The 25,458-nt window shown below is 66.7% G+C and carries 24 protein-coding genes and 1 pseudogene; 16 read left to right on the top strand and 9 right to left on the bottom strand.

Translation table 11 applies throughout. The features are described from left to right. Positions 1-391: 391 nt before the first annotated feature. The gene (locus tag BFD71_RS29800; RefSeq protein WP_069267891.1) at positions 392-2,071 is read left to right on the top strand and encodes a sensor histidine kinase; all 1,680 of its coding nucleotides are present in this window, start codon (positions 392-394) and stop codon (positions 2,069-2,071) included. A gap of 205 nt (positions 2,072-2,276) precedes the next feature. Here the strand turns inward: BFD71_RS29800 and BFD71_RS29795 are convergent, their stop codons facing one another. Then, positions 2,277-2,858 carry a DJ-1/PfpI family protein gene (locus BFD71_RS29795; protein WP_069267890.1) on the bottom strand — a complete coding sequence of 194 codons (582 nt, stop codon included), beginning with the start codon at positions 2,856-2,858 and terminating at the stop codon, positions 2,277-2,279. 59 nt (positions 2,859-2,917) lie between these two features. On the opposite strand from BFD71_RS29795, the gene BFD71_RS29790 reads away from it, so the two are divergent. The 5 genes from BFD71_RS29790 (at position 2,918) to BFD71_RS29770 (ending at position 7,863) form a co-directional block, all read left to right on the top strand. After that, positions 2,918-3,454 (top strand): GNAT family N-acetyltransferase, encoded by a 537-nt coding sequence (locus BFD71_RS29790; RefSeq protein WP_083245542.1) that lies wholly within the window; start codon positions 2,918-2,920, stop codon positions 3,452-3,454. A 2-nt stretch (positions 3,455-3,456) separates the two neighbouring features. Then, entirely contained in the window at positions 3,457-3,912 is a 456-nt protein-coding gene (locus tag BFD71_RS29785) for a hypothetical protein (RefSeq protein ID WP_069267889.1), read from the top strand. 125 nt (positions 3,913-4,037) lie between these two features. Continuing rightward, entirely contained in the window at positions 4,038-4,493 is a 456-nt protein-coding gene (locus BFD71_RS29780) for an Rrf2 family transcriptional regulator (protein ID WP_069267928.1), read from the top strand. Positions 4,494-4,598: 105 nt separating this feature from the next. Further along, positions 4,599-5,243, top strand: coding sequence for an NAD(P)-dependent oxidoreductase (locus BFD71_RS29775; RefSeq protein WP_069267888.1), 645 nt, complete (start codon positions 4,599-4,601; stop codon positions 5,241-5,243). 154 nt (positions 5,244-5,397) lie between these two features. Continuing rightward, complete coding sequence (locus BFD71_RS29770; RefSeq protein WP_441830629.1) at positions 5,398-7,863, top strand: mechanosensitive ion channel family protein; 2,466 nt, start codon at positions 5,398-5,400, stop codon at positions 7,861-7,863. Positions 7,864-7,930: 67 nt separating this feature from the next. Here the strand turns inward: BFD71_RS29770 and BFD71_RS29765 are convergent, their stop codons facing one another. Then, complete coding sequence (locus BFD71_RS29765; protein ID WP_069267886.1) at positions 7,931-8,539, bottom strand: cysteine dioxygenase family protein; 609 nt, start codon at positions 8,537-8,539, stop codon at positions 7,931-7,933. A gap of 125 nt (positions 8,540-8,664) precedes the next feature. Between BFD71_RS29765 and BFD71_RS29760 the strand changes: the two genes are divergently transcribed. Together BFD71_RS29760 and BFD71_RS29755 are read left to right on the top strand one after the other, a co-directional pair. Further along, positions 8,665-9,126 carry an Lrp/AsnC family transcriptional regulator gene (locus BFD71_RS29760; protein WP_028204798.1) on the top strand — a complete coding sequence of 154 codons (462 nt, stop codon included), beginning with the start codon at positions 8,665-8,667 and terminating at the stop codon, positions 9,124-9,126. Between the two features lie 103 nt (positions 9,127-9,229). After that, the gene (locus tag BFD71_RS29755) at positions 9,230-9,424 is read left to right on the top strand and encodes a hypothetical protein (RefSeq protein ID WP_069267885.1); all 195 of its coding nucleotides are present in this window, start codon (positions 9,230-9,232) and stop codon (positions 9,422-9,424) included. Between the two features lie 20 nt (positions 9,425-9,444). Here the strand turns inward: BFD71_RS29755 and BFD71_RS29750 are convergent, their stop codons facing one another. Together BFD71_RS29750 and BFD71_RS29745 are read right to left on the bottom strand one after the other, a co-directional pair. After that, positions 9,445-11,973: an FUSC family protein gene (locus tag BFD71_RS29750; RefSeq protein WP_069267884.1), complete on the bottom strand. Its 2,529-nt coding sequence runs from the start codon at positions 11,971-11,973 to the stop codon at positions 9,445-9,447. Between the two features lie 123 nt (positions 11,974-12,096). Beyond that, positions 12,097-12,768, bottom strand: coding sequence for a VC0807 family protein (locus BFD71_RS29745; protein WP_069267883.1), 672 nt, complete (start codon positions 12,766-12,768; stop codon positions 12,097-12,099). Positions 12,769-12,985: 217 nt separating this feature from the next. Between BFD71_RS29745 and arfB the strand changes: the two genes are divergently transcribed. After that, a complete protein-coding gene (gene arfB, locus BFD71_RS29740) occupies positions 12,986-13,390 on the top strand; it encodes an alternative ribosome rescue aminoacyl-tRNA hydrolase ArfB (protein WP_069267882.1) in 405 nt (134 codons plus the stop codon). 278 nt (positions 13,391-13,668) lie between these two features. Here arfB and BFD71_RS29735 read toward each other — a convergent pair whose 3' ends face one another. The 3 genes from BFD71_RS29735 to BFD71_RS29725 all read right to left on the bottom strand — a co-directional run bounded on the left by BFD71_RS29735 (position 13,669) and on the right by BFD71_RS29725 (position 15,379). After that, entirely contained in the window at positions 13,669-13,929 is a 261-nt protein-coding gene (locus BFD71_RS29735; RefSeq protein WP_028212153.1) for a hypothetical protein, read from the bottom strand. A gap of 340 nt (positions 13,930-14,269) precedes the next feature. Then, on the bottom strand, positions 14,270-14,497 hold the full coding sequence (locus BFD71_RS29730) for a hypothetical protein (protein WP_028204804.1): 228 nt from the start codon (positions 14,495-14,497) through the stop codon (positions 14,270-14,272). Between the two features lie 159 nt (positions 14,498-14,656). Next, the gene (locus BFD71_RS29725; RefSeq protein ID WP_256094975.1) at positions 14,657-15,379 is read right to left on the bottom strand and encodes a YdcF family protein; all 723 of its coding nucleotides are present in this window, start codon (positions 15,377-15,379) and stop codon (positions 14,657-14,659) included. A 286-nt stretch (positions 15,380-15,665) separates the two neighbouring features. Here BFD71_RS29725 and BFD71_RS29720 point away from each other — a divergent pair, with 286 nt between their 5' ends. Then, entirely contained in the window at positions 15,666-15,980 is a 315-nt protein-coding gene (locus BFD71_RS29720) for a hypothetical protein (RefSeq protein WP_069267881.1), read from the top strand. A gap of 252 nt (positions 15,981-16,232) precedes the next feature. Here BFD71_RS29720 and BFD71_RS29715 read toward each other — a convergent pair whose 3' ends face one another. Both BFD71_RS29715 and BFD71_RS29710 read right to left on the bottom strand, forming a co-directional pair. Further along, positions 16,233-16,520: a hypothetical protein gene (locus tag BFD71_RS29715; RefSeq protein ID WP_141710846.1), complete on the bottom strand. Its 288-nt coding sequence runs from the start codon at positions 16,518-16,520 to the stop codon at positions 16,233-16,235. A 286-nt stretch (positions 16,521-16,806) separates the two neighbouring features. Next, positions 16,807-17,202, bottom strand: a pseudogene (locus BFD71_RS29710) (transposase); the annotation flags it as partial. Positions 17,203-17,627: 425 nt separating this feature from the next. On the opposite strand from BFD71_RS29710, the gene BFD71_RS29705 reads away from it, so the two are divergent. The 6 genes from BFD71_RS29705 (at position 17,628) to nusA (ending at position 25,395) form a co-directional block, all read left to right on the top strand. Continuing rightward, the gene (locus tag BFD71_RS29705) at positions 17,628-18,530 is read left to right on the top strand and encodes a LysR family transcriptional regulator (RefSeq protein WP_069267879.1); all 903 of its coding nucleotides are present in this window, start codon (positions 17,628-17,630) and stop codon (positions 18,528-18,530) included. A gap of 96 nt (positions 18,531-18,626) precedes the next feature. Continuing rightward, the gene (locus BFD71_RS29700) at positions 18,627-19,826 is read left to right on the top strand and encodes a pyridoxal phosphate-dependent aminotransferase (protein WP_069267878.1); all 1,200 of its coding nucleotides are present in this window, start codon (positions 18,627-18,629) and stop codon (positions 19,824-19,826) included. Positions 19,827-20,176: 350 nt separating this feature from the next. Beyond that, the gene (scpB, locus tag BFD71_RS29695; protein ID WP_069267877.1) at positions 20,177-21,142 is read left to right on the top strand and encodes an SMC-Scp complex subunit ScpB; all 966 of its coding nucleotides are present in this window, start codon (positions 20,177-20,179) and stop codon (positions 21,140-21,142) included. Between the two features lie 62 nt (positions 21,143-21,204). Next, complete coding sequence (gene rluB, locus BFD71_RS29690; protein WP_069267876.1) at positions 21,205-22,962, top strand: 23S rRNA pseudouridine(2605) synthase RluB; 1,758 nt, start codon at positions 21,205-21,207, stop codon at positions 22,960-22,962. Positions 22,963-23,464: 502 nt separating this feature from the next. After that, a complete protein-coding gene (gene rimP / locus BFD71_RS29685; RefSeq protein WP_028204813.1) occupies positions 23,465-23,923 on the top strand; it encodes a ribosome maturation factor RimP in 459 nt (152 codons plus the stop codon). Continuing rightward, positions 23,920-25,395, top strand: coding sequence for a transcription termination factor NusA (nusA, locus tag BFD71_RS29680; RefSeq protein WP_069267875.1), 1,476 nt, complete (start codon positions 23,920-23,922; stop codon positions 25,393-25,395). The genes rimP and nusA overlap by 4 nt, the downstream gene beginning before the upstream one ends. Positions 25,396-25,458: the final 63 nt, after the last annotated feature.

Raw genomic sequence — 25,458 nt, 5'->3', positions numbered from 1 at the left:
TTGCCCAAAATGGCGCATAGTGAGCAAGATATGGGCCAGCTTCAGCGCCAAACTGGTGAATTCGCAGCCAAAGCAGGCGTCAAGCCGGTGCGGCCGTGCACCGATGCGGAAAAATGGCAGGCGCCGTATCGCCGGTGCCGGTGCTGATTTCCGGGGCGTATGCACCATGTTCCGGCACAATCCCGGGGCTTCCGCGCAAAGGTGGGGAACTCGCGCGCCAAGTTAGGGCGCTTAATTCGATTTTCCTTTCCGCATCAATGGATTGTCGGCGAATCGAAATCCTCTCGCGTTTTCGCGAGGATAAATTTCGGGCGCACATAGGGCGCAAACGCCGACATAATGGCCGGATTGCCACTTCACGCACGTCCGGTCGCCCGGTACCCGCCACGCAATGCGCCTCACGACCAAAGGGCTTCTGCTGATCGCGATTCCCGCCGTGTTCGAACTGAGCTTGCTGTCGGCCATCGTGAAGGCCGAGACCGACGCCGCCGCCGCGGAGCGCTGGGGCCAGCACAGCCAGGCGGTGCTGGCGCAGGCTTCGCGCGTGCTCGAACCGGTGCTGGTCGAGTCGGTCAAGCTGCGCGGTGCGGTGGCGGCCAACGACACGAGCTATGCCACGCCGGTCTCGATGTGGATGGACGTGGACCGCCGCATCGACCGGCTCGTCGAACTCGTGGCCGATAATCCCACACAGGTCGAGCGCGCCGTGCAGATTCGCCACGCCGTGCAGAACTATCGCCAATGGTCGGACCGCGTGCAGGACCTCTTGCGTTCTGGCCGGCGCGTCGACCTGGCCGAGCGCTTTCGCGCGCTCATGGCCGCCGACGTGCTCGACCGCGTGCGCACGCAGATCGTCTCGTTCCAGACCGAGGAGCGCCGCCTCGACGTATTACGGGTGTCCGCCGCCGAAGCGGCGCGCGCCCAGCAGCAGACGCTCGTGATGACGGCCGTGCTTGGTTCGATCGTGCTGGTTGCGCTTGCCGTCTGGGTCTTTACGCGCGGGGTGCGCGGGCGGCTCGATGCGCTTTCCGACAACGCGAACCGGCTGGCCGCGAACGAACCGCTTGCGCCGCTCACGGCGGGCAACGACGAAATCGCCGAACTCGACCTCACGCTGCACCAGATCAGCCAGCGGCTGATCGAAGCCGAGCGGCTGCGGCTCGGTTTTCAGGCCGACCTTGCACGGCGCGCAGACCAGCTCGCACGCATCAACGAAAACCTTCGCCAGCAGACTCAGGAAAACGAGATGTTCATCCACGGCGTGTCGCACGATCTGCGCGCGCCGCTCGTGAACCTGCAGGGCTTTTCGCGCGAGCTCAATCACGCGTGCAACGACCTGCGCGAGCGTATCGCGCATTCTTCGCTCTCGCCGCAGGTGCGCGCGCGCATCGAGCGCACCATCAACGAGGACATCGGCGAGGCGCTGCGCTATCTGCAAACGGCGGTGCTGCGCGCATCGCACATCATCGACGCGCTGCTGCGGCTCGCGCGCGCGGGGCGCGTGGAGTACCGGCGACAGCGTATCAGTGTGCAGGAACTGGTGCAGCGCGTGGTCGACGCGATGCACGCATCGATCCGCGCACGCTGCGCGCAGGTGAGCGTGCAAACGCTGCCCGACGTATGGGGCGACCCTACTGCGCTCGAACAGGTGTTTGCAAACCTGATCGGCAACGCGCTCAGCTATCTCGATCCGGCGCGCGACGGGCGCGTCGAGATCGGCACGGCTCATGCACCGCCGGGCGTGGAGTCGCTGCAGATTTTCTATGTGCGCGACAACGGGCTCGGTATTCCCGAGGTCGGCCTGCCGCGGCTCTTTCAGGCGTTTCAGCGCATGCACGGCAACGTGGCGCCAGGCGAGGGCATCGGGCTCGCGCTCGTGCGCCGCGTGGTCGAGCGGCACGGCGGGCGCGTGTGGGTGGAGTCGACGGAAGGCGAGGGGACGACGTTCTATCTGTCGCTGCCCGATGCGCTTGCGGTCGCGCCGCCGTTGCCCGGCGACGCGGAGCAGATCATCAGCGCGCTCGAACGCGCGGAGCGCTCGGAGGCTTCGCCCAGTAGCCTTGCGGAATAGGGTGCGGGCGATGGCGCGGGTGGCGCGAATGCGAAGGCAAGCGAGCGAAGCGAATCGCGGGCGGCGCCTGCAACGGCGTTGCGACCACCGGCAGGCGCTTAGACGTCCAGACAAGCGCGCTCTATCGGAGCTGCCCGAATTGGCGGCTGGCGCGCGCGTCGCCCCGTGCGAAACAGGGGCGACGCGCGCGTGGATCAGCGCTCGCTCACGGCTCGATGCGCGTGCCGAGGAGCACGAGGAACTGGCGCAGCCATTCGGGATGGGCGGGCCACGCCGGCGCGGTGACGAAGGGCGCGTCGGTCACGGCGCTGTCGATGGCGATGTCGGCATATTCGCCGCCCGCGAGCCGCACCTCGGGCGCGCAGGCCGGATAGGCCGAAATGCGCTTGCCGCGGATCACCTCGGCCGCGGCGAGCAGCTGGGCCGCATGGCAGATCGCCGCGATGGGCTTGTTCGCCTGGGCGAAGTGACGCACCATCTCGATGACCTTCGGGTCGAGGCGCAGATATTCGGGCGCGCGTCCCCCTGCGATGGCGAGCGCGTCGTAGCTGGCGGCGTCGATTTCGTCGAAAGTCGCGTTGAGCGCGAACTGGTGCCCCGGCTTTTCGGTGTAGGTCTGGTCGCCCTCGAAATCGTGGATGGCGGTCTTCACGCGCTCGCCAGCCTTCTTGCCGGGGCATACCGCATCGACGCGGTGGCCGACTGCCTGCAGCGCCTGGAACGGCACCATCGTTTCATAGTCTTCGGCAAAATCGCCGGTGAGGAACAGGATCTTCTTGACGGCCATCGTTTGTCTCCGGAGGTGGACGGTGGAACAGATCGTGCGCGTGGGCAGTCTACTCCATCATGTTTGACGATTTCGCAAAGCACGGCGTTGCGGGCGCCGCACTGCACACCATCGACTGGCGGCGCTACGTGCCGGGCCGCGATGCGAGCGCGCTGGCCGCGTTGTTCCGCGCGTCCGTGACCACGCTCGCTGCCTCGTTCTACGACGCGGCGCAGCGCAGCGCGTGGGCTGCGGCCGCCGACGATCTCGCGGACTTCGACGCGCGTCTTTCCCGCGGGGTCACGCTCGTGGCGTACTGTGACGGCGCGGCAGCGGCGTTCGGGCAGCTCTTTCCGCTCGATCACGTCGAGATGCTTTACGTCGCGCCGGTGTGGTCGCGCCGCGGCCTCGCGACGCTGTCGCTGGCGCGGCTCGAAGCGCTCGCGCGCGAGGCCCGCTCGACGGTATTGAGTGCCGACGCGAGCGCGGTGTCGCGGCCGATTTTCGAGCGCGCGGGTTTTTCGCTCATTTCGTCGGAGTCGGTGTTGCGCGACGGCGTATCATTGCCGCGTTTTCATCTATGCAAGCCGCTTCATGCGGCGAATTTTTCAGGATGACCATGTATTCGAAGGTTTCGACGCAAAGGCTGACGCTGGTCTCCCTGCTTGTGTGTGCGGCGCTCGCCGGCTGTAACAAGCACGATGCTTCCGCACCCGATCTGAGCAAGCAGTCCGCCGACGCCGTGAAGCAGGCCACGCAGGACGCCGCCAACCAGGCCGCGCAGCAGGCTGCGCAAACGCTCGACAAGGCCGCGAGCTTCGTGAACCAGCAACTCGGTGCAGCGCAGCAGAAGCTCGACTCGGCGGCCTCGCAAGGTCAACAGGCGAGCGCGTCCACGGCCGAGCTGGCTTCGGCGGCGCAGGGCCAGTTGCGCGGCGCGGCAAGCACGGCGCAGGCCTTGCTCGGGCAGGCCGCCGCGGCCACCGGGACCGGCTTGACGAGTGCGGGGCATTCGTTGCAGCGCTGGGCGAGCAACGCGGCCGCGTCGGCGCCGGCATCGGATGCCTCGAAGTAAGGCCGCAGCCGTGCGGGCTGCGGCTGACGGGTTGACGCTACGAATTAATGTAATTATGATGGTTACACTTTTTGGCGCGCGTGGTTCGAACCATTCGTGCGCCGCACAGCAGTGGCAGGTTTGCCGTGAATACGAGTAGCCGTTTCGCTTTTGCCGTTCACGTGCTCGCGCTGCTGGCGCAGCAGGAGGGCGTGCCGCTGTCGTCGGAGATCATCGCGGGCAGCGTGAACACCAATCCCGCGCTGATCCGCCGGCTCCTGTCGATGCTTGCCAGCGCGGGCCTCACGTCGTCGCAACTTGGCGCGGGCGGTGGCGCGCTGCTCGCACGCGAGCCGCAGGCAATCACGCTGCTCGACGTCTACCATGCAGTCGACGACGCGCAGTTGTTCGCCATGCACCGCGAGGAGCCGAATCCGGCCTGCCTCGTCGGGCGTCACATCCAGCAGACGCTGCGCGGCGTGATCGACGACGCACAGCGCGCCATGGAGGCGTCGCTCGCCACGCGCACGCTCGCGGACGTCGTCGACGACATGACGCGCAGCGAGCGCAAGCTCGAACGCGCGCGGGCGCGGCGGGCCTGAGCGGGCTGCGCGCAAGCAGAATCATCAGCGGGGCATTGCCCCGTTTTTTCACCCCCGAAATGTAACTTCGTTAGTTACATAATTACGGAAAACAGGAGTCAGTTCATGAGCAAGACGCTGAAAATCGCCCTCTTTGGCGCAACCGGCATGGTCGGTTCTCGCATCGCCGCCGAAGCGGCGCGCCGCGGCCACCAGGTGAGCGCGCTGGTGCGCCAGCCCGAGCGCGTGGCGACCGCACCGAACGTCCACGCGGCGAAGGCCGATCTGCTCGACGCGGCGAGCGTCGCAGCCGCGGTGCGCGGTCACGATGTGGTGGCGAGCGCCTATGCGCCGCCCAAGGATCAGCTTGGCGACCTGCTGGTCGCGAGCCGCGCGCTCGTGGAAGGCGTGCGCGCCGCGGGGCTCGAGCGTCTCGTGGTGGTGGGCGGCGCCGGCTCGCTGGAAGTGGCGCCCGGCAAGCAGCTCGTCGATACCGAAGGCTTCCCCGACGCCTACAGGGCGATCGCGCTCGCCCATCGCGAGGCGTTCGACTACTACCGTACCGTCACCGACATCGACTGGACCTTCTTCGCGCCGGCCGCGATCATCGCGCCCGGCGAGCGCACGGGCACATTCCGCACGGGCGCCAATACGCTGATCGCCGATGCGAAGGGCGAGAGCCGCATTTCTGCCGAGGACTACGCAATCGCCTTCGTCGACGAACTCGAGCAGGGCCGCTTCATTCGTCAGATCACAACGGTGGCCTACTGAGGCGCGACGCGGCGCGTCCTGCGCGCTGACAAACTGTTACGCACGCGCGCGGCGCGGCGAGGTGGAGTGCGGCTAAACTGGAACGTCCTGTTTTTGCCCCTCCGCCATGAATACCAGCATCGGACGCGATGGCGCGGGCGCCGGGCCGTCGCGCATGCGCATCGACCCGGCGGATCGTGCACTTCTTTCACGCGCCGCGCCGGCGCGCCCGGGTCTACGCGCGTTCCTGCGCGCACTCATGCTCCTCGCATGCCTCGCGGCGTGCCTCGCCGCGCCGCTGCGGGCCGCCGCCCAAGCCGCGCCGGCGCCCGTGCTGCCGGTGCTCAAGAGCATCATCACCGGGGCGCCGGCGGCTGCCTCGGGGGCTTCGGCGGCCGAGGCGGCCTCTGCGCCGTCACCGGCGAGCCAGGCCGAGTTCACGCGCTCGCTCGACAGCGTCATCAATACGCTCGACAACGAGCGCCAGCGCACCGCGCTCCTGAATCAGCTCAAGAAGCTGCGCAGCGCGTCGCAAAACGTGGCGCCCGCGCCCGCTTCGGGCGCGGCGGCGAACTCGGCGGGGCTGCTGGGCGCAATCGCATCCGGGCTCGCCTCGGTCGAGGCGGACGCCCGCCGCGGCCGCAGTCCGTTTCACTACTGGGCGGGGCGCTTCAGGGCAGCCGGCGTCGAGCTTTACGACATCGCCTCGGGCGGAGAAGGCGAAAGCCTCGGCCGCATCGTGTTCGATCTGTTCGCCATGCTGGCCGGCTGGGGCGCATGCGCCGCGGTGCTGCGCTGGATCGAGCGGCGGCTGCTCAGGCGTTTCGATGTCGAGACCGGCCTGCGGCCCGATCCCCGCACCATCGATCTGCTGATTTTCGTCGTGCATCGCGCGGCGCCGTGGATCGTGGCGTTCCTCGGCGCGCTCGTGGTCGAGCGTTCGCTGCCCGACGCGCTCGGGCGCACGCTCGCTCTCGTGATCGCCTACGCGATCGTCGCGGGCGCGGTGTTCTCGTCCATCTGCCTGATCATGTTTTCGCTGTTCGGTTCGGGGCACCGGCGCGCGGCCGTGCGCCTGCTGATCGCGCGCTCGCGCCGGCTGCTCTTTGCGATCGGCGTGCTGGCCGCGCTCGGCGACGCCGCGACTAATTTCGAAGTCGCGCGCCAGCTGGGCGCGAACACGGCGGCACTGGTGAGCACCGCCGCGAACATGGCGGCCGCAGTGCTGACGGTGGTGTTCGCCTTTGGTTTCCGGCGCCCGGTCGCGCATCTCATCCGCAACCGCAGCTATTCGCTGCGCCACGGCCACAAGGCGCTCACCGAAGTCCTCGACGTGCTCGCCTCGCTCTGGCAACTGCCGATGCTGCTGCTCGCCGGCGCTTCGATCGTCGCCACGTTCGGCGGGATCGGCAGCCGCGACGACGTGCTGCAGATTTCCGTGGTCTCCGCGCTCCTGCTCGTGCTCGCGTTCTTCCTCTCGGCGGTCGTGCTGCGCATCACGCGCCCGAACCCCGCGCGCGTGCGGCGGCGCTCGCCGTATCTGCGGCGCCTGCTGCGCTTTGCCGGCACGCTGCTCGTGGTGTTCATCTGGTTCGCGTACTTCGAATCGTGCGCACGCCTGTGGGACATTTCGCTCGCCGCGATCATCGAGGCGAGCGTGGCCGCGCGCGGCATCGCGCACGCCATTTTCGCGATCGTGTCGACGGTGTTCCTCGCGTGGCTCGTGTGGATCACGGTCGATACTGCGATCCTCGAAGCGCTCAATCCGAGCGGTCCGCGCACCAAGGGCCGCACGCCCAGCACGCGCGCACGCACCATGCTGCCGCTCGTGCGCAACGCGGTGCTCGTGACGATCCTCACCATCACCGGCATCGCCACCGCGGCGAATCTCGGCATCAACGTCACGCCGCTGCTCGCCGGCGCGGGCGTGATCGGTCTTGCCATCGGCTTTGGCGCGCAGTCGCTCGTGGCCGATCTCATCACCGGTCTGTTCATCATCATCGAAGAGACGATTTCGGTGGGCGACTGGATCGACATCGACAACGGGCATGCGGGCACGGTCGAGCATCTATCGATCCGCACCGTGCGGCTGCGCGACGGGCAGGGCGCGATCCACGCGATTCCGTTCTCGCAGATCAAGATCGTGAAGAACCTTTCGCGCGATTTCGCGTTCGCCGTGTTCGAAGTGCGCGTGCCGTTCTCGGTCGATCTCGATACGGTCACGCGCATGATTCGCGAGACCGGCGCGGAACTCGTGGCCGACTTCCGCTATCGCCGCGAGATACTCGGGCCCGTGGAAGTGTGGGGGCTCGACCGGTTCGACCCGAACTGGATGGTCGTGAAAGGGCAGATCAAGACGCGGCCGCTGCAGCAGTGGAGTGTGGCGCGCGCGTTCAATGCGCGCCTGAAGCGCCACATGGACGAAGCCGGCATCGAGATGCCGGTGCCGCAGATGCAGGTGCACATGTCCTCGCGCGGCGGCGATGTCGAGGAGCCGCATGCTCATCCGCATCCGCATGGCGTGCACGTGGGCGGCGGCGTGGCACGCGATGCCTCGCACGAGCCGCGGCCCGCGCCGCCGCCGACGGCGGGCCCCGAGGGCGCACCGCCCCAGATTCCCACGGCGGGCAGCCGCGGCTGAAGGTCTGCGCCGCTCAGTTCAAACTCAAATCACCTGTGACGCCTTCGATGGATAGGGGCCAGTCGCGTTAAGACACGAGCGCCGTCTTGCGCACGAGCGGCAGCACGTCGTTGACCTGCGTTGAGATGTGCTCGGCGGCGACGCCGTAGACATGCAGCGAGACGGCCTGCGCGTCGCTGCCGTTCGACAGCCGGTGAATGCTGGTGCGCCCGCGTCCGCCGAACGACACCGCGCCGCTCGCGCGCCGATGCGAGCGCATCACGTCGGCGCCCTGGCGTGCGTCGTCCCACGCGTAGAGCGTTTCGGTCAGCGTGCCGTCGAGCACGGCGTAACCGCACCAGGTGTGATGCGCATGGATCGGGCTCGCGTGGCCCGGCTGCCAGACGAGCGCCGCGACCGTGTAGCGGCCGCGGCTGTCGGCCGCGATGACTTGACGCCGATACGTCTGCGCGCTGCCTTCGCGCTGCGCGGGAGTGACGAGCGCCGGATCGGCGAGCGCACGCGTGAGCGCCGCGCGCAGGCCGCGCGCGAAGCGGGCGCAGCGCGACGGGTCGCCGGGCGTCGCGCAGGCATCGAAAGCGGCGTCGAGCGCGGCGGTGAAGCGGGCGAAGGCGGCAACGTGCTGCTCCGCGGTGTGGAAGGCGCTCAGCAGGGCGAGTTCGGCAGGGGCGTTCATGGCGTGTTCTTCTTCCGGTTTCTACAAGAAGATTTATAGCCGTTCGCGCCTGGAAAGCGTTTTCCTATTCTTTTCCCGTTTGCCCATCGTGTAGAATAAATTTCTACGCTTCGGGGAGTGCGGAAATGGATCTCATCGACAGAAAGCTGGTTGAGTTGCTGCAGCAGGACGCGACCATGCCGGTCGCGGAGTTGGCGCAGCGCGTCAATCTTTCGCAAACGCCGTGCTGGAAGCGCGTGCAGCGCCTGAAGGAAACGGGCGTGATCCGCGCGCAGGTCGCGCTGTGCGACCCGCGCAAGCTCGGCGTGGGGACGACGGTGTTCGTCGCCGTGCGCACGAACCAGCACACCGAGGCGTGGGCGCAGACCTTCACGCGCGCCGTGCAGGAGATTCCCGAAATCGTCGAGGCGTATCGCATGAGCGGCGAGACTGACTATCTGCTGCGTATCGTGGTCTCCGATATCGACGACTTCGACCGCGTCTACAAGCAGCTCATCCGCGCCGTGCCGCTGTTCGATGTCAGTTCGAGCTTCGCGATGGAGCAGCTCAAATATTCGACGGCGCTGCCGGTGCGCAGCGGCACCTAGCGGCATCTGGCGGGACCCCGCGGCTCGCGCCGCAAGCCGTCTGCAAGGCATGGCGGCGTAGAATGCCCGTTCCTGTCATCCAACTCGAGGCTGGGCACGACCGATGAACGAACCGCGCAGGAAGAACCCCACTGTCGGCGTTGCCGTGCTCATCGTCGTAGTGGTGCTGTTCGTGATCGGCACCGTGCTGTTCAACGCACTGAAAAGCAAGCGCGAGTACGACGAGACCGTGGGCGCCGGCGCGGCGCACGCATCCGCGAGCACGGCCGCGTCGCAAGCCGGTGGCTCGACGCAGTGACGCGCCGGGCCGTTTTCTTCTTATTCCTCCGGTAGCCGGATGATGCTCGCGTCCCGGCGAATCAACCAGGACGCCGTGATCATCTGCTTGCACTGGTGGGCGAGCAGCTTGAGTTCCTGCGGCAGTTCCGCCGAGGCGCCGAGCGCGCGCTCGGCTTCCACCACCATCGCATCGAGTTCGCGCGTGAGCTGCTTCGTGATGTCGGCCTGATCGGCGGGCGCAGGCGTGCCCGCTTCGGCGGCGACGAGGTTCTCGCGCACGCACGACAGCGCGCGCTCGAGTGCGTCGAGCTTGACCTCCTGCTGGTCGGGCCGCGCCGTGCTGCGCAGCAGCGGGGCGGTGGCGGTGATCTGCGAGGCGAGCACGTGGCTGCGCACGAGCAGGTCGTTGAGCTCGGGCACGAACTTCTGCGCGGCCTTCGGTTCGAGCATCATGCGCTGGAACGCCTGGCCGAGATTCGCGAATGCCACGTGCACGTTCTTGCGCGCGAGCCGGTAGCGGAAGTCGCGCGCGAGCGACGGTGCCGCTGCGGCTACGCTCGCCGTGGCTTGCGCGGTCTGTGCAGCGGTTTTCGCGCCCACGGCCGACACGGGCGAGCCGGGAGCGCCGGCGGTGGGCGAGTCGTCGAGGGTCGCGGCGGCGGCTGCGGGTTCGTCGATGACGCTCGCCGCGTTCGCCGAAGCGCTCGCCATGGCGCTCACGCTGCTCGTCACCGGATTCGCCACGCCGCCCGCATCGCCTGCGCGCGTCGCCGCCGGCGCTGCATGGGCGGCCACGCGCGCGCCTGCCTCGCTCACCCCGGCCCCCGCGAACGCCGGCTGCGGCGCGCTCGTGCGCCCGCTCCACCACCAGCTCGCTTCGAGATAGCTGCGCGTCGCGGCGATCATGTCGTGCACGAGCTTGCCCATCAGGCGGTATTCCCAGTACGGAAACAGATGGCTCGCGGCGATGGCGATCATGCAGCCCACCACCGTATCGATCGCGCGCTCGCCGATGATGCGCATGCTGCCCGGCGCGAGCAGATGGAACATCAGGAGCACATAGGCCGACGTGAACACCACGCTCGCCGTGTAGTTGAAGAGCAGGAGGCTGTAGCTCATCACCATCGCCGCGAACATCGAGACGAGCAGCACGAGCGGCTGCTTCACGAGCAGGATCAGCGCAATGCTCGCGATACAGCCGATCAGCGTGCCGACGATACGCTGCGCGTTGCGCTGGCGCGTGAGCGAATAGCCGGGCTTCAGGATGATGATGCTCGTCATCACGATCCAGTAGGCGTTGGTGAGTGGCAGAAGCCGCCCGAGCCAGAAGCCGACCGCCACGGCGATCGTCACGCGCAGCGCGTGGCGAAAGCTAGGCGAGGCCATCGTGAGATTCGAGAAGATCTGCAGCCAGGACACGCGGCGGTTCGTCACGAAACGTGTGAGCGCCTCGTCGATGCGCAGTTCGGTTTCGGTCGTCGGCACTTCGCTCGCGAGGCTGCGGCGCATGCGGTCGATCAGGCGTGTCGCGCTCCAGATGCGCCGGAACGACGCCGAGATCGCCGCATAGGCCTCCGGGTCGGTCGCGGCCAGGTCGCGCTTTTTCAGCAGCTCGAGTTCGTATTCGATGGCGCGCAACTCGGCTTTGACATTCACGCTCGCGCGCGGCGCCTCGTTTTGCAGCACTGCAAGGCCGATGTCTTCGAGATCGGCGGCGGCCTTGCGGATCAGGTCGCGGTAGAACACGAGCAGGTCTGAGCCGCCGAAGGTGTTGCGCACGAGCGGGTAGTCGGTGTGTGCGCCCACGAACAGCTCGTGCAGATCGACCGTGTTGATGAACAGGTTGAAGTGCATCGCGCGCCGCGCATCGACCTTGCCGGCCCTGAGCTTGGGCAGGTTGCGCAGCACGATGTCGCGCGCCGCGTCCTGGCGCTCGACGGCGGCGATCTGCTTCGCGACGAGGTTGCGATAGCACTCGTCGAGATCGTTGTCGAGGTCGAAGAACTGGGCGCGCGCGAGCAGATAGTCGGCGCAGGCGAACACGCTTTCGGCGAGCGCCTGCTGCTCGATGCGATCGAGCATGAGCTGGCTGATCATGGTCGACCACGCCGTGTACCAGAGGCCGCCCAGCAGGATCCACAGCGCATTGACGAGCGCGAGGTGCGGCGTGAAATGCTCCTCGAGCGTCATCACCATCATGAAGAGGGTGGCGAAGCTGATCTGCGGCCACCGGTTGCCGTAGACCACGATCAGCGAGAGCACGAAGGTGAGCGGCACCACGGTGGCCCAGAGCGCGATGGGGCTGAAGGTGGCGAGGCCGGTGGCGTAAGCGGAGAGAAACCCGATTACGCTGCACGCGAGCATTTCGTTGCGCTTGTACTTGAGCGGCCCCGGCATGTCGACCACGCAGGCGCCGAGCGCGCCGGTCGAGATGGTGAAACCCAGCTCGCTCTTGTGAAGGACGAACAGGCACAGGATGGCCGGAAGCGAGATGCCGATCGCGATGCGCAGGCCGCCGTAAAAGTACTGGCTATAGAGGAACTTCCTGATTTCTACGGAGTAGCGCATCGACTGCCGGGGGAGTTCGAGAGCGGACGGTGCGCCGCGGACTGTGGCGCTGAGTCTAACGTATTTCGGGCGCGATCTGACCGTCGATGCATGCCGGACCGGGCCGAAGCTGGCGCCGGCGTCTCAGTCCACGCTGAGCGTGCTCGCGTTCGTTGCGGCGGCCGCGTCGCCGAGCAGGCCGTGCGTGCCGTTGATGCGCCGCATGCGCGTGCGATACCAGAAGGTCCAGGCCATCAGGCCGCCGAACACGCCATAGCCGATGATCGGCGAGACGACGAGAAAGCGCTCGATCGGCCAGGTGGCAGCCAGGTACGTGCGCAGCGCGGAATCGAGACAAAGCCCGAAGCCCCAGATGAACGTGAGCAGCCGCATGGCCGCCGCGAAGCTCGTGTTTTCCTTCCAGAGCTGTTCGAGCCGCGCGACGCCCTCGCGCGTCTCACGCGCGACCGTCGCTCGCGTGAGATAGAACACGAGCGGGCGCCTGGCGAGAAGCGAGATCAGAAACGCGGCGCCGATCGCGCCCGAGGCGAGGCTTTCGCGCATCAACAGCACGCGCGGGCTGCCGCCGAATGCCACGGCGAGCACAGAGAGCACGATGCCGAGCAGAATGACGGCGGAGAGCGCATCCACCCGCCGAAAGCGCACCAGTTCGACGATGCTCCAGGCAAGCGGCGGCGCGGCCGAGGCAATGAGGCCGCCGACTTCGCCCCAGTGCGGCTCGGCGAGACGGTAGGCGACCCAGGGAAGCAGGAGATTGACCGCCAGTTCGGCAACGAATGCGGGACGCAGCTTCATGGGGTGCGTGCTCCTGTGGGTTCGCCCAAGGGAATGTCGCAAGTATGGTTCATGCGCCGCGCGGCGGCAAACTGGCTGCACAGCGGCCGACGGCGGATCGGCTTGCCCCTTGCGCGAGGAGGTGTCACGCCTGTGTCATGCCTGTGCCGATTCAGCCGCGCTGTGCGACACTGCCGCGTGTCCGGCCCGATGCGGCCTGCTTTCTTTCTCGTTGCCCATGACCGCACGCGCGCCCATCCCGTTGCAGGAAATCGAACTCGTCGCCGTTCGCGCGCAGGGCGCGGGCGGCCAGAACGTGAACAAGGTGTCGAGCGCGATTCATCTGCGCTTCGACATCCGCGCCTCGTCGTTGCCCGAGGTGCTCAAGATGCGCCTGCTCGCGCTCGCCGACCGCCGGATTACGAGCGAGGGCGTCGTCGTGATCAAGTCGCAGGAATACCGCACCCAGGAACAGAACCGCGTGGCCGCGCTTGCGCGCCTGGAGGAACTGGTCGACAGCGTGAGCGTGACGCGCAAGGCGCGCGTGGCGACGCGTCCCACGCGCGCCTCGAAGCTGCGCCGGCTCGACAGCAAGGCGCGCACCGGTGAGCTGAAGGCGGGGCGTCGGCGCGTCACCGACTAGCGACCCGGATCACGCGGCGGCTTGACCCGGCTCGCGCCACGGGCGCTCGCGCGGCCCGTGCTCGGGCGGAAAGTCCGCGCACAACATGTGCGCCAGACGCGGTCGAAATTGGAGAAGCCCGCACCGAAGTCGGGTTCGGCATGGCTTGGGACGGACGGCGGCGCGGGCGGTTCGCGGGCGCCTCTACCGCCAGGGCCGCGCAACTGCCTTCCAAAGCGGGCGCTCGCCTTCGGTGCGAGCGCCTCGCATGCCGACCGCCGGCGGCCTTGGTTTGCCGCTCAGTGCGCCGTGTTGGGCACGTCGAGAATCAGGATGATGGTCCAGTCCGCGTCGCCTTCGTGGTGGTATTGGCGCTCCGCCACGATGAACGGCTGCTGCTTGCCGGCCGGGCCGAGAAACAGCACGTCGCCTTCCATCGGCAGGCATTCGATGGGGGGCAGCGCGAGATACGCATCCTGGTTGCCGCCGCGCGGCATCAGTTTTTCGATCTTGCGTGAGGCCGCTTCGGTCCATTCGATGTCGAGCTGGATGTTGCTCATTGCGTTTCTCCGCGCGTGGCGCGCACAAAAGGTTGGGTCTGCCGACTGCGTCTAGCCGACTGCGTCTAGCCGACCGCGTCTAGCCGACTGCGTCTAGCCGACTGCGTCTAGCCGACCGCGTCTGGCCGACCGCATCTGGCCAACCGCGGCGTTTTCGAGGTGCGCGACTTTAGCATACCGCGCCGGCGCGTCGGCGCGGGCCGCTGCGCGCGAGGCCACAAACGCAGCGAAGTGCCGCGGCGAAGAAAAAAGCCGATGGCGGCTAAACCGGCATCGGCTTCATTCCCGGGAAGGCGTCGCCCGCGTGCGCTGGGCTGCGCGCGGCCAGCCTCGTCCGTTCTTACTGGGCAGGGGCCTTCTTGTGATGCGGATGCCCCGACTTGTGATGCATCATGGGCGCCGGCGCAGGCGCGGCTTCCTGTTGCTGCTGCAGCGCCTGCGCGCGTTGCAGGACGTCGTCGGCCTTGGCCGGGTCGGTGCTCATCGTGATGCCGTTATCCGACTGCGCATGCGCAGCGCCCGCCAGTGCGGAAAGTGAAATCAGGACTGCGAGGGACACTTTTTTCATCTCTACCTCCGAAGGAGCGGTTTATGGACCCAGCCGGTGCCTGTCCAAGCAGGATGGACACCCCATTCTAACGATCAAATACTCGCTCCAGATGACATCACGTAAGCCGTTCGTGCGGGAGTTACATCTCGTTACATCTAACGTCGCCTAACGGTCATATTAGAACCAGCCGATCATCCGATACACATAGAACTGGCCAACCCCAATCGATTCGTGGAGCGCCGTTTCAGCGGACTTGAGATTTGCGAGGCGCGGAAGCAGGCCGCGCTCGACATGCCGCACGCTGGAAACCGCAGGCAGCGGGTCCATGTCGAAACGCCGGAAATCGAGCATCGCACGGCGCATCTGGTACGAGGACGTGACGAGCAGGAGCGTTTCGTCATTCCCGGCGCGGACGATGGGCGCGACGTTGCGCGCGTTCTGATACGTCGTGAGGCTCTGGTTTTCGAGCACGAGATCGGCGCTCGGCACACCGGCGCGCAGCAGGTAGGGCGCGTAGTTGTCGGCCTCGGCGCTCGCATGGTGCTCCGGGTTGCCGCCACTCACGATCACGCGGCATGTGCCGCCCGCGCGCGCGCACTGTGCGTACAACTCGGCGGCAAGCGCGATGCGTGCGTAGACGTCGCGCGCGGGGAACAGCCGGCCGCCGTGCGATTCGGTGCCGCCGCCCAGCATGATGATGGCGGTGCGCGCACCGAAGTGCGCCGGGCCGATTTTCGCCTGATCGTAGGGAGTGCGATACAACTCCGGCTGGGCGATATCGAGCAGCACCGCGGTGAGCCAGCCGGTCGCGAGCAGCCAGAAGACCGCGGCCGCGCAGACCGCGACACGCCAGCGCGCGCTGCGCCACAGCAGGCCGAGCGCAACAAATAGCACAAACAAAACGAATAGAATCAATTTGGATGAGGTAACGTATTGTTTTCGGGAAAATGCGCGTCCAACCGACCTTTGCGCCGCGAGCGTGGCGCGGCGTTGGCCGTGCGGGAAGCGGTGAAGCCGCTTTCACGGGGGCCCGGATAACCTGCAGTCCCTGCCGCTGCTCATCGCACGGATAGGGCGCGTGGGCCCGCCAGGGCACAGACTGCGCCATTCTCAGGTCCGCGTTGCGCCGCAGCCGGCTCGCGTGAGACTCAATGATCGCAGGACTGCATTTTAAGAAAGAAGTGAGATGACCACGTATTCCAACGAAGCAGTACTCGAAGCGCTGAGGCGGGTGCAGTATCGGCAGGTCCCGTGGGCGCGTCGTCCTGAAGTGTTCCAGTATTTGCGCGATCTCGGCATGATGGACATCGTCCGGCAGCGCACGGTTGCGCCGGCGCCGGGTTTCCATGCGCCGGTCGATATCGCGGTGCTGACCGATCGCGGCCGCGCCGAATTCGCCCGGCTCGCTCGCGACGAGCGCACGGTGCAGTGGAGCGCGCATCGCGTGGCCGACTATGTCGCGGAGCGCGTACCCCAATCCGGCCTCGAAGCCAGCCAGTAGTACCCCCGTTTGTACCCCCGTCCTCTTCGTCCCGCCAAAAAAAAGCCCGCATCGAAAGATACGGGCTTACCGGAATTACTGCTGCCACGCTGTGCTTGATGGCGTAAGGATAGACCGCACATGAAGCGCGGTGGTTCCCCGGGGCAGGGTATTTGCTGAGCCCGCGACGTGCCGGACGCTCTTACCGTCCTGCGTCATCGCTGCTCGTTCGTCGGTTCCGGCCGTCCTCTCGATGGTGTTTCGCTGGCCGGCTTACCGGCGCTGCGCTGGTTCCTGCCTCTGCGGCGCGCTGCGGCGGGCATTGTCCGCAATATCGCCCCGCAAGTCGCCGCGCGGCACTGGCGGTTTGCTCGCGTTCGGGCCAGGCGCTACGGGCGGCATGGCGTGCGCGCCGGTGCGCGCGATCGACCATGTCGGTACGGAGGCATGCGGCGGGTGGGCCGCGGCGCTGAACGACACGAACGAAGCGGTCGGCGCGAAAAGGGCGAGGGCGAACAGCGAAACCATGATGCCCCGGATGTGCAGGTTCATGGATTTCATGGTGGTTCCCCGTCAATCCAGTTTCTTGACGTTAGTGGACATGCTCCTAAGCTAACGTCGGGCACGAAAGCGCGCTGTAAATATTAGTAAAGAGATGTATCGCGCGATGCCGATCGCCTGGTTGCGGACGCAGCGACGTCGATGCGGCCCGCATCAGTGGGGAGGGGTGGCGCTACTGGCACGACCGGAAAGCGGTCTGCAGCGGCCATGAAATACGCAAGGATGGGGAGAAAAACACGCCGGGCGCACGATGCGCCCGGCGGAAAAGCAGTTTAAGCGTGGCTCAGGCCATCTTGACCGGCGCGCGCCACGATTCCGGATTGGTCCAGAACGCGCCGCGCAGGCGATCACGGCTGGGCGGTGCGGGCGGCTTGGTCGCCGTGGCGCCGATACGGCCGCGCAGCGAAATTTCGCGCCCGTTCGTGCTCAGTCGCTTGACGATCTCCGCAAGCGTGCCGTCTGCCTGCCACTCGTCGAAACGACGGCGGCAAGTCGGCGGCGAGGGGTAGCGGCCCGGCAGCTTGGACCAGCCTTCACCCGTCGAAAGCACCCAGAGCACCGCGTTGACCACAGCACGCGCTTCGACGCGAGGCCGTCCGCGCCGTTCGCTCCGTGCCGGTTCAGCACAGAACAACGCCTCGACCAGCGCCCATTCGTTGTCTCTCAAATCGTCGAACAGCATCATGTTTCACCTCAGCGAAGCTATCTCCGGTGCGCTGCCCCGCGCTGCGCACTCTTCATGGACTCCCGGCCGGATGCCGGAGTACCAGGCGGGCCCGGCTGGATCGTCCCGGACTGCATGCTTCCGGTACGTCCATCGAACCTGTGCGTGCCTTAATGCGAAAACCGTGCCAGCACGTACGTTCTCGTCTTGAAGCCGCGTGGCGCCAAGCCCGCGCGGGAGATTGCCAGGGGCGTATAAGACTCGAAAACACTTATCGAGAAAATCGGGAGAATCACCAATCTTGTGCAGACAAGCCCGTCCGCCGTGCGTTTGCGCCGTATTGCTGCATTGCGGCGAATAATGGGTGGCGAGGTTCCTCTACACGTAACGAGGGGTGTCCGGCATAAAATTGCATGAAAACGGACAATTCATGAGGCAAGCGGATGAATGTGACGCTGCGGCAGTTGCGGGTTTTCATCGAGGTTGCCCGGCTGCAGAGCTTTAGCCGGGCCGGGGACGAAATCGGGCTCACGCAGTCGGCGGTGAGCCGATGTGTACGCGAGCTCGAAGCCGAGATTGGCGTGAAGCTCGTCGACCGGACCACGCGCGAGGTGCAGCTCACCGATGTCGGCGCGAACCTGATCGCGAGCATTCCGCGCCTGCTGGGCGATCTCGATGACGCCCTGCGTGAAATTCGCGAGATCGGCGAGCAGCGGCGCGGCCGCGTCGTCGTGGCGGCCAGTCCGACGGTCGCGTGCCGCTTGATGCCCCAGGTCGTCGCCGCGTGCGGGCGGCAGTTTCCCTACATCACGCTTGGCTTGCGCGACGACGTGCAGAGCGACGTCGTGCGCAAGATCCGCTCGGGCGAGGTGGACTTCGGCGTCATCATCGGGCCCTTTGCCGCTGAGGATCTCGAAACCGAATGCCTGACCACGGACTCGTTCTGCGTGGTCGTGCGCGGCGATCACGCGCTCGCGCTGAGCCAGGAAGTCTCGTGGAAGGAGCTGGACGGCGAGCGTCTGGTGATGCTGGATTACGCTTCGGGCAGCCGCCCGCTCATCGACGCCGTGATGAGCGAGCAGGGCGTGCGTGCACGCGTGGTGCAGGAGCTGGGCCATCCGGCCACGGTCTTCGGTCTCGTCGAAGCGGGGGTGGGCATCAGCGTGTTGCCCTGGCTCGCGCTGCCCGTGCCGGCGGGTGCTCCCTTGCTTGCGCGGCCGCTCGTGCCGCGCGCGCAGCGCACCGTCGAACTCGTGCGGCGGCGCGACCGCTCGCTTTCGCCGGCCGCCGAGGCGGTCTGGTCGCTGATCCGTCAACTTGCCGGCCAGCCCGAAGCGCGGCACTGAAACCGCTGCGCGTATGCCTGGAGGCGCGGAGCTCGTCGCGCGGGGCCGCGCGATACACTGCATGCTTTCCCACATTCTGTGCCACCCGGAACCCCGATGAGCGATTTCGAACCGTCGTCCTCCGTCTCCCTGCCCCGTGAAGCGGTGCGTGCGTTGCGCTCGTCGCAGATCCGCGAAGTGGCGAACGCCGGGTTCGGCGTTCCCGACGTGCTGCCGTTCTGGTTCGGCGAGTCCGACCGTGTGACGCCACCGTTCATCCGAGAGGCGGCGGCCGACGCGCTGGGGCGCGGCGACACGTTCTATACGCACAACCTCGGCATCGCGCCGCTGCGCGAATCGCTCGCGCGCTACGTGAGCGAACTGCACGGCGCAACGTCGGTGGATAACGTGGCGGTCACGAGCGCGGGCGTCAACGCGTTGATGCTGGCGGCGCAGCTCGTCGTCGGCGCGGGCGACCGGGTGGTGGCAGTGACCCCGCTGTGGCCGAACCTCGTCGAAATCCCGAAGATTCTCGGCGCCACGGTCGAGACGGTCTCGCTCGACTACGGCGAGCGCGGCTGGACGCTCGATCTCGACCGGCTGCTGGCGGCGCTCACGCCCGAGACGCGTCTTCTCATGATCAACTCGCCGAACAATCCGACCGGTTGGGCGATGACGCGCGACCAGCAGCGCGTGGTGCTCGAGCATTGCCGGCGCCTCGGCATCTGGATCGTCGCCGACGAGGTCTACGAGCGCCTTTACTACGGCGCCACGAGCGAGCGCACCGCGCCCTCGTTCCTCGATCTTGCGTCGCGCGAAGAGCGCCTGATCTGCGTCAATTCGTTCTCGAAGGCCTGGCTCATGACCGGCTGGCGGCTCGGCTGGATGGTCGTGCCGCGCACCTTGACCGACGATCTGGGCAAGCTGGTCGAGTACAACACCTCGTGTGCGCCCTCGTTCGTGCAGCAGGCCGGCATTGCGGCCGTCGAGCACGGCGAGCCGTTCACGCGTGCGCTGGTGGCCGATCTGCGCGCCTCGCGCGACCACCTCGCCGCGGCGCTGGCGAAGCTGCCCGGCGTCGATGTGAAAGTGCCGCACGGGGCGATGTACCTTTTTTTCCGGCTGGCGGGCGCGCAGAACAGCCTCGAGTTGTGCAAGGCGCTGGTGCGCGACGTGGGCCTCGGCCTCGCGCCGGGAAGCGCGTTCGGACCGCAAGGGGAAGGCTTCGTGCGCTGGTGCTATGCGTGCGACCCCGCGCGGCTCGACGCCGGCGTCGAGCGACTCGCGCGCTACCTCGAGACGGTGCGAGCGCATTGAGCGTGCGTCGGCGCGGCTTGCACCGCGCCATGCACCGGCGTGGCGCGAGCGGGCATAAAGCGGTGACGGGGCCCGGATTAAAATGAGGCCCCTCATGCGGAATGGCGTCTTTACGCACCCGGCGTTTTTGCGTAATATGGCGCTCAGTCAAGCGATTCCCTGCGGGAACTTCGCGGCTCCCTCCGGCTGGGTCTGGCTCTTTGCCTGAATTTCGGCCCCCCGGTGCGTGCTCCCATCAATATGACCGATCAGAATCGGGCGAGCGCGTCTCCAAGTTCCATATCGTCTTTCGTCTGTCTGATCCGGTTCCTTGAACCTGATTTACCTTACTTAGGGTCTGACCTGGCTGCATGAATACCCAAGAGGCGAAAATCGTCCTCGAGACTGCATTGATCTGCACGCAGGAGCCGTTGAAGATCGGCGAACTGCGCAAACTGTTTGCCGACGACATTTCGGCCGACACGGTCCGCAACCTGCTCGAAGACCTGCGGCATGAATGGTCCGGGCGCGGCGTCGAGCTGGTGGGGCTCGCGTCGGGCTGGCGCTTTCAGAGCAAGCCGGCCATGCGGACGTACCTTGACCGGTTGCACCCCGAAAAGCCGCCGCGCTATTCGCGCGCGGTCCTCGAAACGCTCGCGATCATCGCGTACCGGCAGCCGGTCACGCGCGGCGATATCGAGGAAATTCGCGGCGTCACGGTCAACACGCAGGTCGTCAAACAGCTCGAGGACCGTAACTGGATCGAAGTCATCGGTCATCGTGACGTGCCGGGCCGCCCGGCACTCTATGCAACGACACGGGAGTTTCTCGACGATCTCGGCCTGAAGTCGCTCGACGAATTGCCGCCGCTCGACGATCCGTCGAGCCAGTTCGGCGAGCAACTGCTTGCCCAGCATGCGATCGAGTTTCCCGATAGCGTCGCGGCACAGTTCGTTGCGCAAGGCCAGCCCGAGGCTGCCTCCAGTGTCGCGGGCGCGGAAGATGCGCTGACGCCGGTAGCGGAAGGCGAAACGCCGGGCGATGAAACGCCCGCACAGCCCGAAAGCGAAGCGCGCGAGACGCACGCAACGGAAGAAGCGGAACCAACGCACGAGGCGGCAGGCGCAAACGTTGCATACGCAGCCGATGCCCCGGGCGAAGCGGTACATGACGAAGCAAGCCTCGCGCAGCACGGGTCAGCCCCGGACGCTCACGCGCGGGATGCCGCGCACGCAGCAGATGCGGCGGGCGAAGAAGAACACGAAGACCGCCGCGACGCGGCGCAGGACGACCCCGTCTCGACGACGGACGACGAAGCCGCACGACGCGGCATCTGAAGCAACAAGTATTTTTGACGCGCCCCGCAAGCGGGCGCGCAACCTGACATTTTGAGGTTGTTTTGACTGATATCCACGACACCGATTCGACCGACGCGTCCTCCGCGCGCGACGACGACACGCGGGCTTCGCAGGTCGAAGGCGAAGCACAGGGCGGCGAGGGCGAAGAGCGTCCGCGCCGCGGCCTGCGCCGCGGGCCGCGCAGCCTGATCGCGCGCCGCCGCGCGGGTGCGAAGGCCAAGGCCACAGAAGGCGCGGAGGGCGCCGACGCGCCCGCAGCGCCCGCTGACGCGCCGCAAGCGGCGCCTGAGCGTGCTCCTGCCGGGCGCGCACCGCGCAACAAGGACGCAGGCGCGAAGAAGCCGGGCCGCCGCCAGAATGCGGGCGCTGCCGCTCAAGGTGAGCGTCAGGGCGAACGCCAGCAGGGCGAGCGCCAGCAAGGCGCGGGCAAGCGACAGAAGGGCCAGGTGCGAGGCGAAGGCCAGCCGGCCGCCGCCGCGGGCGAGTCCACGCAGGACGACCTGTTCCTGTACGTGACGTCGCCGGCGTTCGACGCCGACAACGGCGCCGGTTCGGGCGTGCGGGCGCCGATGCTGCGCCGCGGCCGTGCCCAGCAGCCCAAGCGCGTGCTGAGCCCGGACGACGACGCACCGAAGCTGCACAAAGTGCTGGCGGATGCGGGCATGGGCTCGCGCCGCGACATGGAAGAGCTGATCATCGCCGGGCGCGTCTCGGTGAACGGCGAGCCCGCGCACATCGGCCAGCGCATTCTGCCGACCGACCAGGTCCGCATCAATGGCAAGCCCATCAAGCGCAAGCTGCAGAACAAGCCGCCGCGCGTGCTGATCTATCACAAGCCGACCGGCGAAATCGTGAGCCACGCCGATCCGGAAGGCCGTCCGTCGGTATTCGATCGCCTGCCGCCGATGAAAACGGCGAAGTGGCTGGCCGTCGGCCGTCTGGACTTCAACACCGAAGGTCTGCTGATGCTGACCACCTCGGGCGATCTGGCCAACCGTTTCATGCACCCGCGCTACAGCGTGGAGCGCGAATACGCCGTGCGCGTGGTGGGCGAGCTGACCGAGGGGAATCGCCAGAAGCTGCTCAAGGGCGTCGAGCTCGAAGACGGCCCCGCGAGCTTCCTGCGCATCCGCGACGGCGGCGGCGAAGGTACGAACCACTGGTATCACGTCGCGCTGGCCGAAGGCCGTAACCGCGAAGTGCGCCGGATGTTCGAGGCGGCGGGACTGATGGTGAGCCGCCTGATCCGCACGCGCCACGGCCCGATCGCGCTGCCCAAGGGTCTCAAGCGCGGCCGCTGGGAAGAGCTCGAAGACAACCAGGTGCGCGCGCTGATGGCAGCGGTCGGCCTGAAGGCGCCGAGCGAAGAGAAGGGCGGTCGCGGCGGCAAGGAGCAGGAGCGTCGCCAGCCCGATCCGATGCAGACGTCGATGGGCTTCATCAACCGCGAGCCGGTGCTGAGTTCGCACGGTGCGATGGGGCAGCCGCGTCAGGGCCAGGGACGGCGCGGCGCAGCGGGCGGCTTCGGCGGCGGCGCGGGTGCCGGTCATGGCAATTTCGGCGCGGGCTCCGGTTTCGGCGGCCGTGGCGGCAACCGTGCGGGCGGCCGCGAGGTCGACGGCAACCGTGCACCGGGCGCGCAGGGCAAGCGTGCGGGCGGCAATGCCGGCGGCAACCGCCGCAGCGGTCCCGGCAACGGCGGCAACGGCGGCAATGCCAACCCCAACGGCAACCGCGCGGGCGGCAACAGCCGTGGCGGCCCGCGTGGCACGCCGCGCAACCGAACGCGCGGGCACTGACGCGTGAAGCGCGCGACGCCCGGCTGCGACATGCGGCGGGCGTCGCGGCGATGCAACGGCGGCAATGCGCGCGGTTCGCGCATAAAACACCGGAAAATCCCCTTGCTAGCCCATAAATAACGGCAAAAGGCGGCTTGGGCTTGACCGGTGATTTGCGTTAATGTGCAAAAAAGGCTAGAATCACAAAGTCGCTGGGCGTGCGGCTGTTTTTCTGCGCTGTAATACGCGCCCCAGGTGCGACCACCTGGCTAAGTGAGAAGATGGGCGTTTCGCCCATTTTTTTTTGGTTCGCCCCAAATTGGATACCAACAGATGCCGACGTTTCACGTTCGGCATTGTCAATTTGGGGGCCTCCAATCATCCGGGTCGTTCGTCATCGTGGGGCAGGTAGGTGAGAAGCGCGCGCGCTCACCTGGCGCGCGGCCCGCGAATCCCTAGCGAAGCAAGAATTAGAGCGAAGGAAGTTGCTGGCCCGCTGCGCAGAACATCTGGAGTGGGCATTGTGCAACTGACGGAACTGATTGAAACCACGGTCACCGGGCTCGGTTACGAGCTGGTCGACCTCGAGCGCACCGGGCGCGGCATGCTGACCATCTTCATCGATCAGCCCGCGGGGATCGCGATCGAGGACTGCGAGAAGGTCACGCGTCAGCTGCAGCACGTTCTGACGGTCGAGAACATCGACTACGAGCGACTCGAGGTTTCGTCGCCCGGTCTCGACCGTCCGCTGAAGAAACTGGCGGACTTCGAACGCTTCGCAGGCTGCGAAGCGGTAATCACGTTGAAAAAGCCATTGGACGGACGGAAATCGTACCGGGGCATCGTGCATGCTCCCGAAGGCGAATCCATCGGTCTGGAATTCGAAGGGAAGGCGGGTCCCGCGATGCTCGATTTCACGCTCGCGGACATCGACAAAGCACGCCTTGTCCCCAAAGTTGACTTTAGGAGCCGCAAACAATGAGTCGCGAAGTGTTGATGCTGGTGGATGCGCTGGCACGCGAGAAGAATGTCGACAAGGACGTGGTGTTCGCCGCCCTTGAAGCGGCGCTTGCGTCGGCCTCCAAGAAACTCTTCGACGAGGATGCGGATATCCGCGTGCATATCGATCGCGAAAGCGGCGAACACGAAACGTTCCGCCGCTGGCGCGTCGTGCCGGACGAGGCGGGCCTGCAGGAGCCGGACCAGGAGATCCTGCTGTTCGAAGCGCGCGAGCAAGACCCGGAAGCGCAGATCGACGGTTTCGTCGAGCAGCCGGTACCTTCGGTCGAGTTCGGCCGTATCGGCGCGCAGGCCGCCAAGCAGGTCATCCTGCAGAAGGTGCGCGACGCCGAGCGCGAGCAGATCCTGAACGACTTCCTCGAGCGCGGCGAAAGCATCATGACCGGTACGGTCAAGCGCATGGACAAGGGCAACTTCATTGTCGAATCCGGCCGTGTGGAAGCGCTGCTGCGCCGCGACCAGTTGATTCCGAAGGAAAACCTGCGCGTGGGCGACCGCGTGCGCGCGTGGATCGGCAAGGTCGATCGCACCGCTCGCGGCCCGCAGATCGAACTCTCGCGCACGGCGCCCGAGTTCCTGATGAAGCTGTTCGAAATGGAAGTGCCCGAAATCGAACAGGGCCTCCTCGAGATCAAGGCGGCGGCGCGCGATCCGGGCGTGCGCGCCAAGATCGGCGTGGTGGCTTACGACAAGCGCATCGACCCGATCGGCACCTGCGTCGGCATCCGCGGTTCGCGCGTGCAGGCCGTTCGCAACGAGCTCGGTGGCGAAAACGTCGACATCGTGCTATGGTCGGAGGATCCCGCCCAGTTCGTGATCGGCGCGCTCGCGCCGGCTGCCGTGCAGTCGATCGTCGTCGACGAGGAAAAGCACTCGATGGACGTCGTGGTCGACGAGAGCGAACTCGCGGTCGCGATCGGCCGTAGCGGCCAGAACGTGCGTCTCGCCAGCGAACTGACCGGCTGGCAAATCAATATCATGACGCCGGACGAATCCGCGCAAAAGCAGAATCAGGAGCGCACGGTGCTGCGCGACCTGTTCATGGCGCGTCTCGACGTGGATGAGGAAGTCGCCGACATCCTGATCGACGAAGGCTTCACGAGCCTCGAAGAGATCGCCTACGTGCCGCTCAACGAAATGCTGGAAATCGAGGCGTTCGACGAGGACACCGTGCACGAACTGCGCAACCGCGCTCGCGACGCACTGCTCACGCAGGCGATCGCGAACGAGGAGAAGGTGGAAAGCGCCGCGCTGGACCTGAAGAGTCTGGACGGTATCGACCCGGACCTGCTCGCGAAACTGGCGCAGCATGAAGTTCACACCCGCGACGAGCTCGCCGAGCTGGCCGTGGATGAACTGGTCGAAATGACGGGAATGGAAGAGGACGCCGCCAAGGCGTTGATCATGAAGGCACGTGAGCACTGGTTCCAGTAACCCGCCAACGGGAAACTGCATCAGGGCGCGACGAGCAGGAAGCGACCATGACCCACTGAACTG

The sequence above is a fragment of the Paraburkholderia nodosa genome, assembly GCF_001718195.1.
GTDB classification, from domain to species: domain Bacteria; phylum Pseudomonadota; class Gammaproteobacteria; order Burkholderiales; family Burkholderiaceae; genus Paraburkholderia; species Paraburkholderia nodosa_A.
This window is presented reverse-complemented; position numbering and strand designations above follow the sequence as displayed.

Bases quoted from the DNA above. Each gene is read 5' to 3' on its own strand.
- BFD71_RS29800 (WP_069267891.1), top strand. From the start codon at position 392: ATGCGCCTCACGACCAAAGGGCTTCTGCTGATCGCGATTCCCGCCGTG.
- BFD71_RS29795 (WP_069267890.1), bottom strand. From the start codon at position 2,858: ATGGCCGTCAAGAAGATCCTGTTCCTCACCGGCGATTTTGCCGAAGAC.
- BFD71_RS29790 (WP_083245542.1), top strand. From the start codon at position 2,918: ATGTTTGACGATTTCGCAAAGCACGGCGTTGCGGGCGCCGCACTGCAC.
- BFD71_RS29785 (WP_069267889.1), top strand. From the start codon at position 3,457: ATGTATTCGAAGGTTTCGACGCAAAGGCTGACGCTGGTCTCCCTGCTT.
- BFD71_RS29775 (WP_069267888.1), top strand. From the start codon at position 4,599: ATGAGCAAGACGCTGAAAATCGCCCTCTTTGGCGCAACCGGCATGGTC.
- BFD71_RS29770 (WP_441830629.1), top strand. From the start codon at position 5,398: ATGCGCATCGACCCGGCGGATCGTGCACTTCTTTCACGCGCCGCGCCG.
- BFD71_RS29765 (WP_069267886.1), bottom strand. From the start codon at position 8,539: ATGAACGCCCCTGCCGAACTCGCCCTGCTGAGCGCCTTCCACACCGCG.
- BFD71_RS29760 (WP_028204798.1), top strand. From the start codon at position 8,665: ATGGATCTCATCGACAGAAAGCTGGTTGAGTTGCTGCAGCAGGACGCG.
- BFD71_RS29755 (WP_069267885.1), top strand. From the start codon at position 9,230: ATGAACGAACCGCGCAGGAAGAACCCCACTGTCGGCGTTGCCGTGCTC.
- BFD71_RS29750 (WP_069267884.1), bottom strand. From the start codon at position 11,973: ATGCGCTACTCCGTAGAAATCAGGAAGTTCCTCTATAGCCAGTACTTT.
- BFD71_RS29745 (WP_069267883.1), bottom strand. From the start codon at position 12,768: ATGAAGCTGCGTCCCGCATTCGTTGCCGAACTGGCGGTCAATCTCCTG.
- arfB (WP_069267882.1), top strand. From the start codon at position 12,986: ATGACCGCACGCGCGCCCATCCCGTTGCAGGAAATCGAACTCGTCGCC.
- BFD71_RS29735 (WP_028212153.1), bottom strand. From the start codon at position 13,929: ATGAGCAACATCCAGCTCGACATCGAATGGACCGAAGCGGCCTCACGC.
- BFD71_RS29730 (WP_028204804.1), bottom strand. From the start codon at position 14,497: ATGAAAAAAGTGTCCCTCGCAGTCCTGATTTCACTTTCCGCACTGGCG.
- BFD71_RS29720 (WP_069267881.1), top strand. From the start codon at position 15,666: ATGACCACGTATTCCAACGAAGCAGTACTCGAAGCGCTGAGGCGGGTG.
- BFD71_RS29715 (WP_141710846.1), bottom strand. From the start codon at position 16,520: ATGAAATCCATGAACCTGCACATCCGGGGCATCATGGTTTCGCTGTTC.
- BFD71_RS29705 (WP_069267879.1), top strand. From the start codon at position 17,628: ATGAATGTGACGCTGCGGCAGTTGCGGGTTTTCATCGAGGTTGCCCGG.
- BFD71_RS29700 (WP_069267878.1), top strand. From the start codon at position 18,627: ATGAGCGATTTCGAACCGTCGTCCTCCGTCTCCCTGCCCCGTGAAGCG.
- scpB (WP_069267877.1), top strand. From the start codon at position 20,177: ATGAATACCCAAGAGGCGAAAATCGTCCTCGAGACTGCATTGATCTGC.
- nusA (WP_069267875.1), top strand. From the start codon at position 23,920: ATGAGTCGCGAAGTGTTGATGCTGGTGGATGCGCTGGCACGCGAGAAG.